This is a genomic window from Paenibacillus sp. WC2504, assembly GCF_052682475.1.
On the sequence record NZ_JBQZFH010000001.1, the window covers coordinates 4,717,473 to 4,736,427 of the forward strand.

At 44.6% G+C, this 18,955-nt stretch carries 16 protein-coding genes; 3 read left to right on the plus strand and 13 right to left on the minus strand.

Annotation, left to right across the window (positions count from 1 at the left end; genetic code table 11):
• Nucleotides 1-5: 5 nt before the first annotated feature.
• Both ACUN27_RS21325 and ACUN27_RS21330 read right to left on the minus strand, forming a co-directional pair.
• Nucleotides 6-1,274 carry an FAD-dependent monooxygenase gene (locus ACUN27_RS21325; protein ID WP_445559562.1) on the minus strand — a complete coding sequence of 423 codons (1,269 nt, stop codon included), beginning with the start codon at nucleotides 1,272-1,274 and terminating at the stop codon, nucleotides 6-8.
• A gap of 400 nt (nucleotides 1,275-1,674) precedes the next feature.
• Nucleotides 1,675-2,331, minus strand: a complete 657-nt coding sequence (locus tag ACUN27_RS21330) for a deoxynucleoside kinase (protein WP_315949690.1) — start codon at nucleotides 2,329-2,331, stop codon at nucleotides 1,675-1,677.
• Nucleotides 2,332-2,567: 236 nt separating this feature from the next.
• On the opposite strand from ACUN27_RS21330, the gene ACUN27_RS21335 reads away from it, so the two are divergent.
• Complete coding sequence (locus ACUN27_RS21335; RefSeq protein WP_127456477.1) at nucleotides 2,568-2,798, plus strand: hypothetical protein; 231 nt, start codon at nucleotides 2,568-2,570, stop codon at nucleotides 2,796-2,798.
• A 56-nt stretch (nucleotides 2,799-2,854) separates the two neighbouring features.
• On the opposite strand, the gene ACUN27_RS21340 is transcribed toward ACUN27_RS21335, so the two are convergent.
• Nucleotides 2,855-5,101, minus strand: coding sequence for a PAS domain S-box protein (locus ACUN27_RS21340; RefSeq protein ID WP_445559563.1), 2,247 nt, complete (start codon nucleotides 5,099-5,101; stop codon nucleotides 2,855-2,857).
• Between the two features lie 204 nt (nucleotides 5,102-5,305).
• Here ACUN27_RS21340 and ACUN27_RS21345 point away from each other — a divergent pair, with 204 nt between their 5' ends.
• Nucleotides 5,306-6,238, plus strand: coding sequence for a zinc dependent phospholipase C family protein (locus ACUN27_RS21345; RefSeq protein ID WP_445559564.1), 933 nt, complete (start codon nucleotides 5,306-5,308; stop codon nucleotides 6,236-6,238).
• Here the strand turns inward: ACUN27_RS21345 and ACUN27_RS21350 are convergent.
• The 8 genes from ACUN27_RS21350 to ACUN27_RS21385 form a co-directional block, all read right to left on the minus strand.
• On the minus strand, nucleotides 6,235-7,929 hold the full coding sequence (locus tag ACUN27_RS21350; RefSeq protein ID WP_315949687.1) for a M3 family oligoendopeptidase: 1,695 nt from the start codon (nucleotides 7,927-7,929) through the stop codon (nucleotides 6,235-6,237). The two genes, ACUN27_RS21345 and ACUN27_RS21350, sit on opposite strands and share 4 nt — an antisense overlap.
• A gap of 54 nt (nucleotides 7,930-7,983) precedes the next feature.
• The gene (locus ACUN27_RS21355; RefSeq protein WP_445560653.1) at nucleotides 7,984-8,667 is read right to left on the minus strand and encodes a uracil-DNA glycosylase; all 684 of its coding nucleotides are present in this window, start codon (nucleotides 8,665-8,667) and stop codon (nucleotides 7,984-7,986) included.
• A gap of 6 nt (nucleotides 8,668-8,673) precedes the next feature.
• Entirely contained in the window at nucleotides 8,674-10,938 is a 2,265-nt protein-coding gene (locus ACUN27_RS21360) for a DNA topoisomerase 3 (RefSeq protein WP_445559565.1), read from the minus strand.
• Nucleotides 10,939-11,079: 141 nt separating this feature from the next.
• Nucleotides 11,080-11,286 carry a BclA C-terminal domain-containing protein gene (locus ACUN27_RS21365; protein ID WP_445560654.1) on the minus strand — a complete coding sequence of 69 codons (207 nt, stop codon included), beginning with the start codon at nucleotides 11,284-11,286 and terminating at the stop codon, nucleotides 11,080-11,082.
• 37 nt (nucleotides 11,287-11,323) lie between these two features.
• Complete coding sequence (locus ACUN27_RS21370; protein WP_445559566.1) at nucleotides 11,324-13,228, minus strand: glycosyltransferase; 1,905 nt, start codon at nucleotides 13,226-13,228, stop codon at nucleotides 11,324-11,326.
• Entirely contained in the window at nucleotides 13,225-14,310 is a 1,086-nt protein-coding gene (locus ACUN27_RS21375; protein ID WP_445559567.1) for a glycosyltransferase, read from the minus strand. Before ACUN27_RS21375 ends, ACUN27_RS21370 begins: the two co-directional genes overlap by 4 nt.
• Nucleotides 14,311-14,314: 4 nt before the next feature.
• Entirely contained in the window at nucleotides 14,315-15,010 is a 696-nt protein-coding gene (locus ACUN27_RS21380; protein ID WP_445559568.1) for a glycosyltransferase, read from the minus strand.
• On the minus strand, nucleotides 15,003-15,773 hold the full coding sequence (locus tag ACUN27_RS21385) for a class I SAM-dependent methyltransferase (RefSeq protein WP_445559569.1): 771 nt from the start codon (nucleotides 15,771-15,773) through the stop codon (nucleotides 15,003-15,005). The genes ACUN27_RS21380 and ACUN27_RS21385 overlap by 8 nt, the downstream gene beginning before the upstream one ends.
• A 151-nt stretch (nucleotides 15,774-15,924) precedes the next feature.
• On the opposite strand from ACUN27_RS21385, the gene ACUN27_RS21390 reads away from it, so the two are divergent.
• The gene (locus tag ACUN27_RS21390; protein ID WP_445559570.1) at nucleotides 15,925-17,052 is read left to right on the plus strand and encodes a glycosyltransferase; all 1,128 of its coding nucleotides are present in this window, start codon (nucleotides 15,925-15,927) and stop codon (nucleotides 17,050-17,052) included.
• A 70-nt stretch (nucleotides 17,053-17,122) separates the two neighbouring features.
• Here ACUN27_RS21390 and ACUN27_RS21395 read toward each other — a convergent pair whose 3' ends face one another.
• Nucleotides 17,123-18,172, minus strand: a complete 1,050-nt coding sequence (locus tag ACUN27_RS21395) for a YheC/YheD family protein (protein ID WP_315949680.1) — start codon at nucleotides 18,170-18,172, stop codon at nucleotides 17,123-17,125.
• Between the two features lie 165 nt (nucleotides 18,173-18,337).
• On the minus strand, nucleotides 18,338-18,835 hold the full coding sequence (locus ACUN27_RS21400) for a metallophosphoesterase family protein (protein ID WP_315949679.1): 498 nt from the start codon (nucleotides 18,833-18,835) through the stop codon (nucleotides 18,338-18,340).
• Nucleotides 18,836-18,955: the final 120 nt, after the last annotated feature.

Consider the following 18,955-nt stretch of genomic DNA (forward strand, 5'->3'; position numbering starts at 1 on the left):
ATTTTCTAATCGTAGCATTTCAGCCATTCCTTACGATCCCAATCGGACATGCGATAGCCAAGCAACCAATGCAGCTGCTTTATTTTGAATGAATCTGGAAATAAACTCAGCAATAAATTACGCAATTTTATCGTCATCGGGTTCTTCATTTGTACCATTCGGCCCATGCGTCTCGACTGCCGCACAACGCGATTAGCTCGCGGGATTCTAATCGCTTCATAGGACACGTAAGCACTTCTGATACTGGCAAACGATACATCTGCGGCTTCTTTCAGACACTTTGCAAGGACATAAGCATCCTCCATCGCCTGTGCTCCGCCCTGCCCCAAATTCGGCAGCATCGGGTGCGCCGCATCCCCAAGCAGGACCACTCTGCCCTTGCTCCAGGAAGAAAGCGGCTCTCGATCATAAATATCATGTTTAAGAATCGCTTGTTCGTCTGTCGACATTACCACCTCTTCAATTGGAGGATGCCAGCCACTTAATTGCTGAAGGACGTGTTCTTTTTTTATCCGCACTTCTTGACCTTCAGGGGCATTAATCGCAACAAACCAATAGATTTGACCTTCACCCAACTGTGAAAATCCAAATCGCCGGCCGCTGCCCCAAGCTTCAAAACCTCCGCCAACCTCTAATGTGTATGCAGGGTCTACATAAGCAGCTACACCACGAAAAGCCGTAAATCCCGAATACGTCAGCGTACCTGCCCCAAACAAGAGCCTCACAACATCAGAATGCAGCCCGTCTGCACCGATCAAAATATCTGCGTGGTCTTCCGTTCCATCCTCAAACCGAACGCTGACACCCTGCTCATTTTGTTCAAATGAGATCATCTTTTTCCGATCATGCAGCATGGTTTCATCCCTCAGAGACTCTGCCAAAATAGCCTGCAGTCTCGCACGATGAATAAGATAGCTATACGTTCCATAACGGGCTGCTTGTTTGGCTACCGGAACGGATGTGATGGCTTTGCCATCCCAAGTGCGAATATCTGCCTGGCCAACTTTGGCACCTGCCTGCTTCACCTTATCGGCGACTCCAAGATCAGTCAAGACTTCCAATGCATTCGCGGCGATGACGATCCCTGCTCCGAATTCAGTTCGTGTTTCCTTTTTCTCATAAATAACTGCTTCCCATCCGATTTCTTGTAGAAATAAGGCTGTAGTGAGGCCGCCAATGCCTGCCCCAATAATAATCGCTTTCTTGCCAGGTGCAACAGACTCCATGCCACCCTCCCAAATCCAGTCATTTCCATCTACTTTATCATATTCCAAGAAAGAGAAATACTCCTTAATCCAAAGAGTAAGGAGTATTACGATCATGCATATGAATTGTCATTTAGTAATCAATTGGCAACTTTTTCTTGCTTCACTTCAATCAGTTCTAAGTTGGAGAAAAAAAGGCTTAGTTTTTGCATTTTTTCAGAGGCAGCCAATTTCGGCAGTGGAGGGCACATAGGTTTCCCGTTATAACATACGATAAATAACAAATTCATCACCATTCCTTTATGAATTTTTTGCGCAGCCTTCTTGTATTTTCCGACAAATAAAGCGAGACACCGTCAATATTCGATATGTATATGCAACTGCACGGGGCAATATGCTATCTTTTTCAAACCGTTCAACCTTGTATATAATTCGAAAGACCCCCTCTGGTTAGAGGGGGTCTTCATTATTAAACAATCGCTAATTCGGAAAGTTTAGCTCGTACGCGATTCACCAATTCTTGCGCATCCCCTGGACGGTTCACAACATCGACTTGGTCCATATCTACGATTAACACTTCAGAAGCGTGATAATGATTCATCACCCAGTCATCATACCCCGACCAAAGCTGTCGATAGTAGTCAACCAAGGATTGATCTTGCTCGAAGCTGCGTCCTCTTAATCCGATACGGTGCATCACGGTATCAAAGGATGCTTTGAGATAGACCATCAGATCAGGTGCCTTCTTGGGCAGCTCTGCAAGTTCAGACATCATATTGTCAGCAAGCCCTTCGTAGACATCGAATTCCAGTTGAGAGATTCGTCCAAGCTCCCTATTCACTTTTGCAAAGTACCAATCTTCGTAGATGCTTCTATCAAGTACATTTCGATTATGTACCAATGCTTGTTTAATCGCCTTAAATCTTGTATTCAGGAAGTGCAGTTGAAGCAGAAACGGATAACGCTTCTTCTCAATCTCTTCCGGAGATGACGTGTAAAACAGCGGCAGAATCGGATTATCATCTACACTTTCATAGAAAACACTTGAATTCAGCTCTTTTCCAAGCAAAGTGGATACTGATGTTTTACCGAGACCGATCATTCCCCCAACCACAATCACAGCCATTGACCCCTTTCTCCTTCTACCCAATCATAATTTACCTATTGTCAATTTTCGCAAAGCTTTCCTATTATACAAGGAATTCAAAGTCCTGCAAACATTATTTTTACCTTCATCTCTCGATATCGTCCATTTGTGGACCACCACAAAAAATGTTCTTATGTTTTCGTGATTGTTTAATTGTTCATACTGTCACTAATAATAAGTGCAAGTTCATAAAAAAATAAGACAGAGGTGTGTCGATGATTTACGGAACCAAACTACTGGATACAGATATAGAGCTTTTTATTGCAGCCTTGACCAAAACACCTGTCTACGTTTGGTCGTTAGATCCTTTAGGCGTTTATTATCAAGTCAGCTCAGGGATTATTGTCAAATATACGCCTGATGAAGTGAGAATCCACAATGAGCAAGACGCATCGATTTCAAAATGGTATTCCCGTGAATCCAATGAATTCAGCATCAGTTTCTAACTTACGAAAAAAACCGCCCTTCTCCATAAGTGGAAAGACGGTTTTTTCACGCGAATTCAGTTCCATTCCATGATGTTTTGTCCACTTGTCAACGTAGGTAAACACACATCAATGACCGTTCCTTCTCCTAAATGGCTCTGGATGGTCATTGTCCCTTTATGAGCCTCGACAATTTTAAAACACATCATCAACCCGAGACCTGTCCCCTTTTCCTTCGTCGTGTAAAATGGTTCCCCTAATTGCTTTAATCGATCATCCGGAATGCCACAGCCGTTGTCTTCTGTCCGAACCCTGATCCATTCATCACCTTGCAGGGACACCGTCAGTTTGATTTGCCCATCCTTCGCAATGGCTTCCATCGCATTTTTAACCAAATTAATGAACAATTGCTTCAAATGCATTTCTGAACAAACAAGCTGTGTGCTCTCCGTTTCAAACTCCAAGACAAGCTCTACATCGCATAACACAGCCTGCGTCTCGAGTAGTGCAGTAACCGATTGAAGAATATCCTTCAGATCGCTTTTTTTGTAATGAATCGCCTCCGGCTTAGCAATCACAAGAAATTCACTGACAATAAAATTGATTCGATCTAATTCGGAGAGCATGATGTCAAAATAGTGCTGCTTCCCCTTTACATCATTCTGCAGCAGCTGCAAGAAGCCGCGAAGTGAAGTAAGGGGGTTTCTAATTTCGTGTGCTAACCCTGCGGCTAATTGTCCTGCGACAGATAGCTTATCCGATTTACGTAACAATTCCTCCGTTCGATTGCGTTCTGTTATGTCCCTTGAGATGCCGGCAAAGCCTATAATCTCGCCTTTTTCATTTTTGATCGGCGTTTTCGTCACGCTCACATGTACAAGCTGTCCATCCTTCCGCAGTCTGACGGTCTCAAGCCCTGAAATCTGCTTGCCAGCCTTCAGCATGTCATAGATTTCTTTGCGCTGTTCCTCCAAGAAATCAGGGTAAATCGGCAGCGGCTTATTCAACAATTCATCTTGGTGCCAACCAAATATTTGCTCGTAAGCCCCATTGACAGAAATAACTCTAGCACGTAAGTCAAGCACACAAATGGCATCTGTCGTATTGTTGATGAACGATTCAAGAAGATCCTTGGTCTCTCTAAGCTCAGTTTCCATGCGTTTTCGTTCCGTAATATCCACACAGGATCCGATAACTTCGACGACGCGGCCATTTTCAAAAATCGGTCGCAAGGAAGTTAAGTAAGTAATGCCACGAAAAGTCGCTTCATACATGACATTTTCCTCACCGTTCCACGCCCTGCGATAAAACGAATCCATATTAACAGCCATAGAATAAGGCCAAATCTCATAGAGATGATTGCCTAGAATATTAGAAGGTTGGAATCCCAATCGATAGAGAAGTTCGCCGTCGCAAAGCGTATGAATGAACTTCCCTTGCATTTGCCTGAACTTCATCGTCATGCCTTGCTGTCTGCGCACAGTATCGTGTAGATCTTGTTGAGCAACTCGCAAGGATTCGCGATCTTTGTTATGCTGGGTAATGTCTCTGGCAATCACATAAATCCCTTCATTCATGCCATCAACGATGATGGGCACGTTTTTCAAGCCTAACTCAATCTGCTCACCGTTTTTATGTTTAACTCGAAGCATGTAATTATCGGACTTAGAAACGATGCTATCGATCCAATTATTGGCTTGATGTTCCTGCTTCCATAGGTGGTTAATGGATTGACCTACCATTTCTCGCTCCGTGTACCCCAAAATCCTTTCCATGGCGGGATTAAGACTTCTAATCGTCCCTTTGAGATCACAAGTGAGAATTCCGGCAGGATTATGCTCGATTAATGATTTGTACCTCTGCTCACTCTCTGCAAGCTTTCGTTCCATTTCCGTTTTCTGTGAAAGATAATTGATTTGGGACATATAATAAAACGGCTCATTCTGTGAATCCCTCATTAAAGAGATCCTGAATTCCACCCAAGCGATGCTCCCATCTTTGCGAATCAATTTTTTCTCAAGTTGATAGAAGCTTGTATCTCCAGAGAGCATTTGCTCGAAATAAGCTTCTAATTCCTCGGCTTCATCCTGTGAAAATATCGCATGTAGTTCCCTATTTATTAACTCTTCCTCCGCATATCCGGTTAAGGTACATAAACTAGTATTTACTCTTATCCATAACCCGTTCAGCGAAATAATGGCGATACCCATCGTGGTGAATTCGAAAACTGCGGCAAAAGACGGCTCTGTGCTCGAAAGCAAACCCTGAATATTGTCAGGATCTGCACGGTTTGAACGATCCTGCGGATTATTGACCCTATTCATACGTTATCTCCTATCATAGATATGCATTGGATGACTTTCAGTACCGATCGTTTTTTGAATTCGACAACTTGCATATTATTCCTTCTTTAGAAGTCGTTGGAACATAAATAGTTCGCAATATGTGACCTTGAGCGTAATTGTTATGCTAGAATGTAAAAGGGTCTCACTATATTTTAACGAGTAGCACGAAGGAGGAATCACAACTTGCCAAACATCTGGACTCATCTCATATTCGGCCAAGAATTGATGGAGCAACTGGGTCATGATCAAATGCTGAATGACAGACAAATGAGACAAGTTTTCTCCCTTGGCTGTCAAGGGCCGGATTTCTTGTTCTATCATCATTTCTTGCCTTGGAAAAAGGATAAAACACTAAATCAATTAGGAAGTCTAATGCATACGAAAAATTGCGGTCCCTTCCTGGTGAATTTACTACGTCAGGTGCAAGGCCGCGGTCTGTATAATCCGGCTGTTGTTTATGTGCTTGGATTCATCACGCATCATATTTTAGACCGTAACATGCATCCATATGTTTTCTATAAATCAGGTTTCAAAAAATGGGATCACCAACGATTTGAAATCATTATGGATACACTTATCGTCAAACACAAACGTGGAATTCAGACATGGAAAACACCGGTTTGGAAAGAAATTTATGTGGGTGAAAAGCTGCCGCTTGGCGTTGTACCTGCTCTAATCCAAGCAACGGCTAACAACTACCCGGACATGACTACGAACATAACGGAGAAAGATTGGAACGATGCATACTTCGATATGATAAAAGCGCAGCGTCTTTTTCACGATCCTAAAGGAATCAAGAGGTTATTAACCCTCGGTAAAATTTCGCCGCTGGTTTATAAAAAACGTGTGGCTCCGCTTGACTATTTAAACGAAGCCCACACCGTTTGGAACTGTCCGACATCGCTTGAAGAGACCTATACGCATAGCATCTGGGACTTATGGAATATAGCTATGGCAGATGGCGAAATCGTCCTCCAAGCGGCAATTCAAGTTTTACTTAGAGGTTCGTCTGACGACCTGCAAGCCTTTACTGCCGTTCTAGGCAACCGCTCTTACGAAACCGGGAAAGATTGTGACAGCGGTCTGGAAATAACGTATGTGAAGCCAATGCTTTAAAGGTTCAAATCGTCGACTTGGTCCAACCAATTCTCAATTTGGCCGATTACAGAAGCTACGCAGCCATCATGGAAAGGCGAGATCAAGTTCGCAACTTGAACAAGTTCCGTGAAGCTTTGGCTTCCTCCTTGCTGACATAATCTTAAATAATCTTCCCAGGCTTGCTCCGGATTTTCATTAGCCCGTTTCCAGAACTGAAATGCACATACCTGCGCGAGCGTGTAGTCGATGTAGTAGAACGGGCTTTTGTAAATGTGCGGCTGCTGCTGCCAGAAGCCTCCTCTTTCCAAAAAGTCGTTATCCTCGTAAACACGATGTGGTAAATATTTCCGTTCAATCTCGCGCCAAACGAGTTTGCGTTCCGCTGGCGTCAGCTCCGGCTGCTCATAAATGCGGTGTTGGAATTCATCAACCGCTACGCCATAAGGAATAAACAACAACGATTCGCTCAAATGTTTAAATTTATATTTATCCGTTTCTTCTTCGAAAAATAGCGACATCCAAGGCCAAGCGAGAAACTCCATGCTCATAGAATGGATTTCACAAGCCTCCAAAGTTGGAAAAACATATTCAGGCACTTGGAACTCTCTGGAGCTATAACCTTGGAAGGCATGGCCAACTTCATGTGTTAAGACATCGATATCTCCTGATGTACCGTTAAAATTAGAGAAAATAAATGGTGCTTGGTATGTACTAATATAAGAGCAATAGCCCCCAACTCGTTTCCCCTTCTTAGCCACCAGATCCATCAAACCATTTTCGATCATAAACGTGAAAAATTCATTCGTTTCCGGCGACAACTCCGCATACATCTTCTGTGCTTGCTCGACAATCCAATCGGCATTCCCTTTGGGTGTCGCATTTCCTGACGGGAAGCCGAACTTATCATCGTAGTAATGAAGGGCATCTACGCCGATTCTAGCTTTCTGCCGTTCCTTCAATTTCGTAGCAGCAGGTACAATATGCTCCAATACTTGATTGCGGAATGCTTCCACATCCTTGGCATTATAATCGGAGCGGTTCATGCGCGCATAAGCCAATTCTACAAAATTGCTGTAACCAAGCTTCTTAGCAATTGTCGTACGAACCTTTACCAGCTGATCATAGAGGTCATCCAACTTCTCTTCATTTTCGATAAAAAAGTTATATTTTACATCATTCGATTCTTTGCGAACATTTCGGTCTGTTGATAATTGAAAAGGGATCAGCTGTGATAAATTTCGTTCTTCTCCTGCATAAACCAACTTCGCCGAAGCAAGCAGCTTGGAATATTCGCTGGCCAGTTTATTTTCTTGGACGAGGTCTTCAACGATTTCCGGCGAGAAGGTTTTGAGCGATAAGGATGCAATTCTGAATAATTGTTTACCCCATTTGGCTTCCAGTTCAGCACGATAGGACGAACCGATCAACGCTTTGTAGAATTCTGTGATTGAGCCTTGATATAAAGGTTCAATTTCATCTAAATATTCTTGTTCCGCTTTATAAAATTCATCCGTCGTATCCACGGTGTGCCGAATTCGTGCAATAGATTCCATAGACTCTTGCTCACTCCGAAGCTTTACGATAGCTTCCATCGCTTGGTCCTGCTCCTCAAAAGAAGCTGCTTGCTTAAACTGTTCTAAAAGCTCTTTAAACGCCGCTTCAAATGTACTAAATTCGGGTCTTACATAAGTAAAGTCTTGAAATTTCATTGACTTCTCTCCCTCGCATTTTTTTCAATGTAACGGCTACGTCTTCATTATCCCTCATAAATTGGGGATTTGCCAATTAATTTCCTGACTCCGTAGCTCCTTAAGAAGCTTATTAACCTGCGAAAATGGCTTGCTGCCAAAAAATCCGCGATAAGAAGAAAGCGGACTCGGATGAACAGATTTTAGAATAAAGTGCCGATTTGTATGAATGAGCCGCTCCTTGGCTTGGGCATGACTTCCCCATAGGACAAAAATAACTGGCTGCTCCCGTGTATTCAGTGCCTCAATCACTTTGTCTGTAAAACGCTCCCATCCCTTCCCTTTATGGGAATTAGGTGTGTCTTCGCGAACGGTTAACACCGTATTTAGGAGAAGTACGCCTTGCTCGGCCCATTTCACTAAATAACCGTTATTGGGAATAAAGCAGCCCAGATCGGACTGCAATTCTTTGTACATATTTTGTAAGGACGGCGGTGGTGTGATGCCCGGTTTAACGGAAAAACTGAGGCCATGCGCTTGGCCTCTTCCGTGATAAGGATCTTGTCCCAATATGACAACTTTCGTAGCTTCGTAGGAGGTTAAATGCAAAGCATTCAAAACTTCATCTTGTTCGGGATAGATGGTATTGTCTCGGAATTCATCATTCAGAAACTCACATAATGCTTGGAAATAAGGCTCTTCAAATTCAGAGCCTACTACCTTAGCCCAATCGTTCGTTAAATCAAACACTTTTTTGATCCCCCATTACTCTGTTTCCGTTCCGAGCTCTCCCGTATCGATATTTTTCAGTACAATACGTCCGTCTGTGGCTGTTCCATCTGGAAGCACAAGCTTTAGTTTCGTCGTTTTCCCTTTTTGAACAAGTGCTTGCACCTGTGTATCGGTCAAATTCCGGCCAAAACTTTCCTTCCAAATGACAAACTTGCAGCCTTCCTTATAATGAGAGCACCCATACCCTTTGCGGCCCATAAAAAGAGAGCCTCCGCAACCTGGTCGTGGACAAGCGGCCAAGAATGAGTTGGCACCATCTGAAGGGCTGCTGCTGGTATCCGCCGATTTCTTGGATGCTGTTTTCGCCTTGGCGCTGCCTGAAGGGGCAGATGACTTCGCACGTGTCGCAGATCCTCTCTTATTCCCCGCTGGAGCAGGCGTTTCACCTTCGAAGGCTGTTTTGGAAGCTCTAGGCTGTACGCGTACTTTGTCGACGATTAAGGTCGCAAACCTTTTGACATTGTGCATAAACTGCTCGTCCGACGCTGTGCCGCGGGAGATCTCATTCAGCCTGCGCTCCCATTGGCCCGTCATTTCGGGAGATGTAAGCAGCTCGATGCCGGCACCGCGAATTAATTCGACGGCCATTCTGCCCTTCTGGGTAAGGACAATCTTTTTGCCCTGCATGTCGATATAGCCTACCTTCTTCAACCGTTCAATCGTTGCTGCGCGTGTTGCCGGCGTCCCGAGCCCGGAATCTTTCATCGCATCGCGAAGCTCTTCGTCCTCAATTTGCTTGCCTGCGCTTTCCATCGCTTTAAGCAGTGTACCTTCGTTGAAATGCTTTGGCGGCTGAGTATCTTTCTCTTTGACGACGGCATCGCTGCAAACAACTTGACCTTGCGCATCGATGGAGAAAGGTTCGCTGACTTCAACCTCTTCGTCCTCTTCCTCTTCCTTCTCTTTGCCTTTGGAGCTTTTGGGCTTTTCTTTTTTCTGATCGGCATAAATGACCTTCCAGCCCAAATGGAGAAGTTCTTTCACCGTCGTCTTGAACATCTCTTGTTCGACCTCGGTCATCACCGTGTGAACCTTATATTCGGCAGGCGGATAAAATTGCGATAGGAAACGTCTCACGATCAAATCGTACAATTTCTGCTCATCCGGCGTGAGTCCAGATGCCTTACGATTCGTCGGCAGAATCGCGTGATGATCTTCCACCTTGGACGGGTTGCAAATATTTTTATTGTTTTTGTGCACCAGATTGCGGTTAGCTCCCTGCACAAGGTCATGATACGCGGTACCCTGCAAAGCCGATAAGGACTTATGCATTTCCGGAATATTTTGCTCCGTGACATAGTTGGAATTCGTTCTGGGATACGAAATGACCTTATGTTTCTCATAAAGAGACTGCGCGGTATCGAGCGTTTTCTTGGCCGAAAAAGCGTATTTCCCATTCGCCTCGCGCTGCAGCAGCGTTAAATCATACAATTTAAAGGGGTATTCCTTCGTTTCCTTTAATTCATAGGAAATAATGCGTGCCGGTTTCCCCTTCACCTTGGCCGCTAATGCCTCCACTTTCGGTTGGTCTGTTAAGCGTTCGCCCTGCCACATGCCTCTGTATGTGGTATCGCCTTGTGTGAAATAGCCCTCCAGCTCATAAAACTTGAGTGAGGAAAAGGCTTCAATTTGTTTCTGACGATCATAAATGAGCGCAAGGACCGGCGTTTGAACGCGACCTACGGAAAGCAGGACATTATGCTTTGTTGTAAAAGCACGCGAGCCATTCATGCCGATTAACCAATCGGCTTCACTTCGGGAACGTGCGGCTCGGGTCAGATTCTCATATTCGGATCCGTCTTTCAACGTTGCAAAACCATTGCGAATCGTTTCCGACGTTAAGTCCGAAATCCAGAGACGCTTCACCGGCTGCTTCAGCCCTAAGTGCCGCTGAATCAAAGAGAAAATATGCTGCCCCTCTCGCCCGGCATCGCAGGCATTGACGAGTTGATCACACTTTTTCGCAAGTTCAGCAATAACCTTCAGTTGATCATATGTCCGCGGATTAGGAATCAGCTTAAACTCATCAGGAATGATCGGCAGATGGCTTATGTTCCATTTTTTATATTTCTCATCATATTGATCGGGTTCAGCCAACTCGATTAAGTGTCCGATCGCCCAGGTGATAATGTACTGCTCACCCTCCAGGTAGGACCTAAGATTTTTGGCTTTAGGTTCTATTGCGGCGGCTATATTTCGCCCCATGTCCGGTTTTTCCGCAATAATAAGTGTCTTCAAAAGAGTATCGCTCCTTACTCATTCTTTCTAAATGGATCTCATCTATCGACTCAGTGTATCCCACTTTATAAGTGTCTGCAATATGGCAAAGGTTCAATTTATGATTTTTACAGTACAGTAAGATGTCCTTTTATCTCATGATCAGCTTAGACGAATGATATTAATGGTCGCTCCCGGAGGCGATAAGACAACCGTCGCAACCAATCCGAACATTTGGAGAATAATGGTTGATCCAGCAGTAACTGTAGTAATAAAATCTGCTAAATAAGCTGTCGTTGCAACCGCAGGTGATGTCACAGACGCTGGAATAGCTACGCCCTTGAGAAGCCTAAAGTTGCTAATGTATATACCAGAAAACTTCTTTTATCGAACATTTATTTTAGTACTAGTTAATTCCAATTTGTTCAAAATATTTTTGGTTATGGATAACGGAAGGGTGAGTAGGATTGTAGGAGTAGGAGATATCATGATGAAATTTCGCCTTATCCACCTTGCCGATCCGGTCGTAACATAAACAAAGCTGAACATGCGGCAGCCACGTCCAGGACGAGTGATCCATAAAGCCCATCGATTCCTTTGGCTTGGTAAACTGTGTTGCGATCTCATACCAATAGATCGCTTGCAAATAATCTTGCTCCCCCAGAAAAATAGACCCGATTCGGCAGCAGCAATCTGCGCGAGGCGTATCAAATTCAAAGGCCCTGAACAAAGCCATAAGCTGTTCATCTCTCTTACCTAAATGGCTGTAGCAGGTTGCCAAATGAAGGGAAGCAGCAATTTTATCTTCCAACCAACCGTCTGGCGATTGAAGAAAATCTTCATAATAGTTCACAGCTTCCTCATAATAGCCATGTTCTCTGCATTCATTCGCATAATAAAATTGATCTCGTAAACTTAACGTCTCTCCTCCGGCAAGTTTCTTTCGATATATTTGTAAATTGCGATCCGTATGCAGCTTATCTTTCCGGTGTGTGACTGCAATTTCACTGTGAATCACAGATCCACTTGCTGCTAAATATTCATGCACAGCGCCAATCCATTGAAACTGGCAATCTCGGCGAACTAGCCGGTTTCTGCGCAGACTGTACGTCACATTCTGATTCTCATCAAAGCTAAGATTATAATTCATCGTCACGCGATCCACAACCGGCTCCAGCGTCCGAATCAACTCGAGAAATAGCAACCGGTCTTTCTCTGTCAACGTATCATCAGCGTCCAACCATAGAATGTACTGCTGCGTCGCTTGGGAAAAAGCAAAGTTCCTGGCTGCGGCGAAGTCATCCACCCATTCAAAATCATAAATTCGATCAGTATACCTTGCAGCAACTTCCTTTGTTCTGTCCGTTGAGCCCGTATCAACAATAATGATTTCATTCGCAATCCCTCGAACGGAATGGAGACATATCGGAAGCGCGTTTTCTTCATTTTTAACAATGAGACATAAACTGATTGTGATCTTGCGCTCATCGGCGTTTACCCCATTGCTGCCTTGTTTATAGGCATCAACACCGGCCAATTCTGACTTGCGATAAATATGATAGGCTGGGTAATGGGTGTCCACGTAGAGTGAGAAGCCCATAGCGCGTGCGCGAATGCAAAAGTGCCGGTCTTCTCCCCAGAATGATAGATTGGGAATTTCGGCAAACCGTACACCGGCTTGAATGGCTTTGCGGCTGATCAAGGTGCACGCCCCAAGCCCGCCAACCTCATAAATACCCGGTATTCTCAGTTGAGCGAAGAACTGCCAAGTCCGCCTCGCCGACTCCTCGTCGGATAAAGATTCCTGTCTGCTTTTGTGGTACAGGGTATACTGGTCGCTCAGCCAAACTTGGGGCATTTCCATCGTATCCGGCTGCCATTTCGTCCAAAAAATGTTGGCAACAATCGCTTTGTTCGCCGACACAAGCTGCTCAAGCGTGTGCGGGTGTAAAATGAGATCGGAGTCAATCAGAAATACATAATCGAATTTCTTTTCCAAAGCATAAGAAAGGATAGCATCCTTCATTTTGGCTACTTTCCAAATCGTATCCTCCGGCCAATAATGAGTGAATTCATCCTTCTCATAGGTTGCGGCATGTTTCTCTTCATTATGAATGACAGTCCGACCATAGTTCGCTTGAAAATCAAGCAGTAATTGCTGTGAAGCTTTTGCCTCGTTATCGTCCACGAATAAATAGTTCAAGATTAAGTTATTGCGCTCAAGTTCGGCGAGTGAAGTGAGAAAAGGAGTAAGAATTTCAGGTATTTGGCGAATGGGGCTTCCAATCAGCACACGTTTTTTAGGACTCAAAGTGCCTTCTCCTCTCGGCGGAGATTAGCAAAATAAATTTTATTATGCAAAATGCTCGGATGAGTCGGATTGTAGACGTAGGCGATCTCATTATGCAGCTCCGCTTTCTGCTTCTGTCCCATTCGGTCATAGCACAAGCAGAGGTGAAGGTGCGGCATCCACGTCCAAGCCGCATGATCAACCATACCTGCATAGTCGGTTGGCTCTCCTAACGATGTTGCTTTCTGAAACCAATAGATGGCAAGTTCCAGCCGATTGTCGTCGTAGAAAAAGTTCCCCACCCGACAACACATCTCCGCTCTTGGCTTCCCGTAAAGCAAGGTTCTAAACCAAGTTCTCAGCTGCATCTGCCTATTCGTCAGATTGCCGTAACAATCTCCCATCTTCAGGCAAGCGGCAAAACAATCCTCACGCCATCCCTGTTTGGTAGCAAGAAAGCGTTCGTAATACGTAACAGCTTTGTCATTAAGACCATGATCTTTGAGCTCATTAGCATAGTAGTACAGATCTCGTGGGGAAAAGGATTCATTCGCAGACTCGCGTTTTTGATATATCCGCAAATTCCGGTCGGTATACGCCTTATCCTTCTTATGGGTAACGGCAATATCCGACTGAATTACGTTACCGCTGACAATCAGCACTTCATGAACGGGACCTTCCCAACGAAACCCGGCTGCCCGCCTGACTAAACGGTTGCGTTTAAGGCTCGTTGTTACGTTATGATCGGCATCAAATGCTAAGTGATACGGCATCATCACACTGTCAACGGAAGGATCCAAGTCCTCTTTAAGCGCTATGAATTTCAGCCGGTCTGCTTCTTCAAACTCGTCATCCGCATCCAACCATAAGAGATAGTCCTTAGTCGCTTTAGAAAAAGCAAAGTTCCTGGCCTCAGCGAAATGATCATTCCATGTCAAATCATAGATAAGTTCCGTAAAAGAGGAAGCTATCTCCTTGGTCCTATCCGTAGAACCGGTGTCTATGATAATGATTTCATCCGCTACTTCTCTTACAGAGTGAAGACAGCGGTGAAGGGACTGCTCCTCATTTTTGACAATCATGCATAAACTAATCGTTATCAATTGGCTATTCCTCCCAAGTCACAAGGTTGGGATGTTCATCTAGAATGGAATCATACTGCTCTTTCCAGCCGTACTGGGCGTTCGGATCAAGTCGCATATACCGCTCATATTTCTCGATCCTATCTTCCGGTTTCGCCCATCCGAAGTGCTTGATTCTGGCAGTGTGGCATAAATAGGAAAAATGGTTGATCGTGGCTGGGAAGCGGCCGCAGTGCTGAGGCGTCTCTTTCCAGAGATATGGAAAATCCGGTTTATACCGGATGAGGAAAGGACGGTAGTAGTGATGGGCACTCCAATAAGCATCATCCCGATAACTGGTTTCGCTCCACATATCATACAGCCGAAAATAGATGGCATCCTGTTCACAGTGACTCAGCAAGTCACGCACTTGATTGGCAAATTGATCCTCCAGGAGCTCATCTCCATCCAGATTCAGGATCCATTCCGGATTGGTTTGCACTGTCGCTTCCCATTGCTGCTTTCTTAGCTGCACCTCATTGGCAAAACGCGATTCAGGATTGCGAATCAACTGCAGAGGAATGCCGGACAGAAGCTCTTCACAAATCTCTGAAGTATCGTCGGTACTTCCGTCATCAATGATGACTGCTTCATCAATCCAGTCGCGATGCTGGAGTAATGCCTTGCGCAAATAGCGGTGGCTTTCGTTTTTTACAACCATGGAAAGTGTTAATTTACTCATGGTGCACCCCCGCAACGCAAAAGATTTCATGCCCGTGCCAGTTGGACTGAAGTCCAACCATCATCCTCGTCTTATCCTTCTCGGACATACCGGGAATCGCCATCGGATGGATGCGCAAATCATACTCAAGCCTCGTTGGCTCCTCTCTGGAAAATAAGGAGATGATCTCAAATCCACCTAAGGCCGTTAGCTGCTCTATATGTTTTTTTGCATAATGAATCAGATGGTCTTCTTCTATAAATAGCGGTGAAGAAGCTCCTTGCAGCACATTGGTCAGCGAGTGTTGATTAGGCACACTGAACAGCACTCTCCCTCCCGGTGCTAATAAAGAATGTACTTGCTTCATAAATGAAATTGGAGACGGAATGTGCTCTAGGACATGCCAGAAAACAATCGCATCAAACTTTTCTTCCTTTTCAAAAAGACTCGAATCCCATATCTCATTCCGGAGTTCCAGCCCATAACGCTCTTTCGCGTATTCGCACGCATCGGCTGACGGCTCAAGTCCTTGCACTTGCCATCCTGTTTCCCTGGCTAACCATAGAAATTCTCCGGTTCCAGAGCCAACTTCAAGCAATTTCCCTTTTTTGTTAAAAAACATATCAAGCAGCAATACGCTGAAAGAAGCATGCTCTTTAAATGTATTCGTGGCATAAATATCTCTCATCGCCACCCATGTCCGATCATATATATCCTTAATTAGTTGCTCCGGCACAACTTTATCGACTTGCAGCTGATAAATGAGCTGACAGGACTCGCACATTACTAAAGTAAATTTTTCATAAGTATGGAAAATAATGCTTTCATTTGCTTGGCAAAGCGGACATGGCTGCATGTGATCATCCCTTCTTTCATGTAATTGAAGGTGTGCGCATATCAATGGCCATAAGTGAATAAACCGGAGGTGCCTTTGGATGAGCCGCCCAACAGTTTCGCTGTGCATGATTGTGAGAGACGAAGAACGCCTAATTGAAGCCTGTTTACGAAGTGTCCAAGATTGGGTGGATGAAATGATCGTCGTGGACACGGGTTCATTGGACAACACCGCGCAGATTGCCCGTTCCATGGGGGCTTCTGTCCTTGCCTACGAATGGAATAACCATTTTACAGATGCCAGGAATTATGGGCTGCAGCATGCAAAGTCAGATTGGATCCTTTATTTGGATGCCGATGAGGAGCTATCGCCTCTAGGTGATTTCGATTTGCATAAGGTGCTACAAGAGACACAAGCCTCTGTCTTATCCCTCCATTTAGTCAATTATATTGGCGAAACGCCAAATGAAGACGAAGCATTTCATATTGCTCATCCACGTTTTTTTCGCAATCACATCGGGCTGAAGTTTAAATATGCCATCCATGAAACACTGAATATCGACGATATTTTCCTTGATCGCGACACGACGGACATCTTGGGAACGATACCTCTCAAATTATTTCACCGCGGATATATGGAGCCAATTACGATTCAGAAAAACAAGTTTGCCCGCAATATGACCCTGCTGCAGCAGGAAGCAAGCACTCCAGCGGCAACTTCTAATCCATGGATTGAATACCACATAGCCAGCGAGTACTATCGCGTGCATCAATATGACAAAGCATTTGAGTATGTGAATCTATCCATCGTCCGCTTCATTCAATCAGGTAAAATGCCCCCTTCTATGCTGTATAAACTGAAATATGCCATCCTCTTTAACACAGGGAGCATCGATGGCGCCTGGCCCGGTATTGAGAAAGCCATTGCCTTGTATCCCGATTATGTCGATCTTCATTTCTATAAAGGTGTCATTTGCTATTTGAAGGGGTGGTACGCTGCGGCAATTGACGTTTTTCGGCATTGCATTGAGTCGGGGGACATGACAGGGCAACATCTGATATTGCGAGGTACAGGCAGCTTTCATGCCTATTATTATTTAGGTTTATGCTGGGAAAAATTAGGAAATAACCTAGAGGCAATAAACGCCTATGAAAAGGCCTACGAGCTGTCCCCGACCTATACCATTGCCGGCGATGCGCTTAACAGGCTGAAGGAAATCGAAACCTAGTATCTTCAGAAAACGGATGCAGCCAGCTCGAAAAACACTCTCGGCCTCCCGGGAATGTCATTTCGTGCTGTCATTTTTTCAACAAAAATTTCGCGTACTTTATCGGAGTTTCATAGGTTTTATAAAAAGTTGCCGTCATTTTCGCTTTTCTGAAGGAATAACGCTGATCTCTTCCGTTCACTTCAATTAACTTGATGACTCCGCTTTGATCCACACCGACATCAAGCCCAAGATCAGCCATGTGAGGCAGGCTACTGCCTAGATGCCTCGCTATCGCTAACGATGCTTGATGTATTTCCTCCGTCATGTATGCGGCATTAAACCCGCTCAACTTAAAAAGCTCCTCGCAGCGCTTCACTTGGCCCCCTTTCGCTACATTGGTCACATGACGGCCTCTAGCCGCGACTTTGCCCACGATGCCTGTGATCTGCCATTGTCCGCTCTCACTTCGCTGCACAGACACCCTGATGTCATATGGCCTGCCTTTGTAAGTCGCTAAGGGTATGGTTTCTTGAATCATATACGATTGATTGCGAACTTTTTTATTTATTAAAAGTATGGCCCGCTTCCGGGATACAAGCTTAGGTTTGCTGAAAACACCATGTAGTTTCCAAGCTCCGCCCGCTTGCTTGGATGCTTTCATGATGCCATTCCCTACACTGCTGTTCGTTGGTTTAATAAAGAGTGAAGTATACTTGGACATAGCCGACTCCAACTGTTTGCGTGTGTATTTCGTAGACTCCGGCAAATACTTGCGGAGATGTGCATTCTTATGAATAAGATGATGAATGAGATGTTTGTCATAGCGATTCTGCCTATTAAATACGTAGCTATAGCGTGATAGCTCGTTTAATTTTTTTTTCAAATATGGCGTTAAGGTTATCGCACGGTTATGTGTAACACGAGGAATATTCTTCCGGACAAGCTTGTATTTATGATTGGAGTAAAAATAACCCAGTGCTGATTTCCTGTTCACATACCTCAAACACATATAGAAAGGCTTGATTCCGCACTTGTTGCCTGCTCGATCATACAACGCTATACGTTCGTTCCCGGTTCTTCCCTTTGCAATCCCCATATACGTTTTTAAATCAAGTAAGACACCTACTGTCGTTCGCACCTAAACACCACCACCATTCGCAAATAAGAACATTGTCAGTGTATGTCTCTCTGTTAGCGAGTAACACGGTAAATACCTAAGTGCGAACGAAAAGCATGAAGGAATTATTTAACATTCGTCGAATGTAGACGAAGTGGAGCAAGACGTGCACACGCTAGTCCGGGATTAAGCTTTGCTCTCATAGAAATAATGCTGCGCCAGAATACGATCGCTCAATTCGATAATGCCATAGGAATATTGAGGTTGCCTTCTCTTATCCGTTGGTGAACCCGGGTTGAACATCACGATCCCGTCGACGGTTTGATGATAAGGAATATGCGAATGCCCGAAAATGACGATGTCCGGCTGCTCTTCCCGGAATGCTTCCCGGGCTCTTTCCTCTGTTGTCTTACGGAAGCCGTCACCGTGAATAAGGCCGATTCGATACTTCCCGGCGGTAACGATTTTTTTCAAACCAAACCGCTCTATAATGTCATGACCGTCGTTATTCCCGGCCACGGCTTCGCATGGAGCAATTTGCTCGACGAGATCGACGACATGCTCACTCACCCAATCTCCTGCGTGCAGAATTAGATCAACACCCTTTAATCCCGCTATCAGCGCATCCGGAAGCTTAAGTACCCTCGCAGATAGATGCGTATCGGAAATGACACCAATTCGCATAAAATCACTCCTTTTTTCACATATGCTCCTATTTTCTCATTCGCCAGAAGGAACTGCAAATACAAGGCAGAATTAGGAGCAGACTAAGGTAAGTGACTCATGAAGAGACAGATCTCCTGA

What these genes read in the sequence shown, in the direction of transcription:
- ACUN27_RS21330 (WP_315949690.1), bottom strand. Translation starts at nt 2,331, where the DNA reads ATGGCTGTGATTGTGGTTGGGGGAATGATCGGTCTCGGTAAAACATCA.
- ACUN27_RS21335 (WP_127456477.1), top strand. Translation starts at nt 2,568, where the DNA reads ATGATTTACGGAACCAAACTACTGGATACAGATATAGAGCTTTTTATT.
- ACUN27_RS21340 (WP_445559563.1), bottom strand. Translation starts at nt 5,101, where the DNA reads ATGAATAGGGTCAATAATCCGCAGGATCGTTCAAACCGTGCAGATCCT.
- ACUN27_RS21350 (WP_315949687.1), bottom strand. Translation starts at nt 7,929, where the DNA reads ATGAAATTTCAAGACTTTACTTATGTAAGACCCGAATTTAGTACATTT.
- ACUN27_RS21380 (WP_445559568.1), bottom strand. Translation starts at nt 15,010, where the DNA reads ATGAGTAAATTAACACTTTCCATGGTTGTAAAAAACGAAAGCCACCGC.
- ACUN27_RS21385 (WP_445559569.1), bottom strand. Translation starts at nt 15,773, where the DNA reads ATGTGCGAGTCCTGTCAGCTCATTTATCAGCTGCAAGTCGATAAAGTT.
- ACUN27_RS21390 (WP_445559570.1), top strand. Translation starts at nt 15,925, where the DNA reads ATGAGCCGCCCAACAGTTTCGCTGTGCATGATTGTGAGAGACGAAGAA.
- ACUN27_RS21400 (WP_315949679.1), bottom strand. Translation starts at nt 18,835, where the DNA reads ATGCGAATTGGTGTCATTTCCGATACGCATCTATCTGCGAGGGTACTT.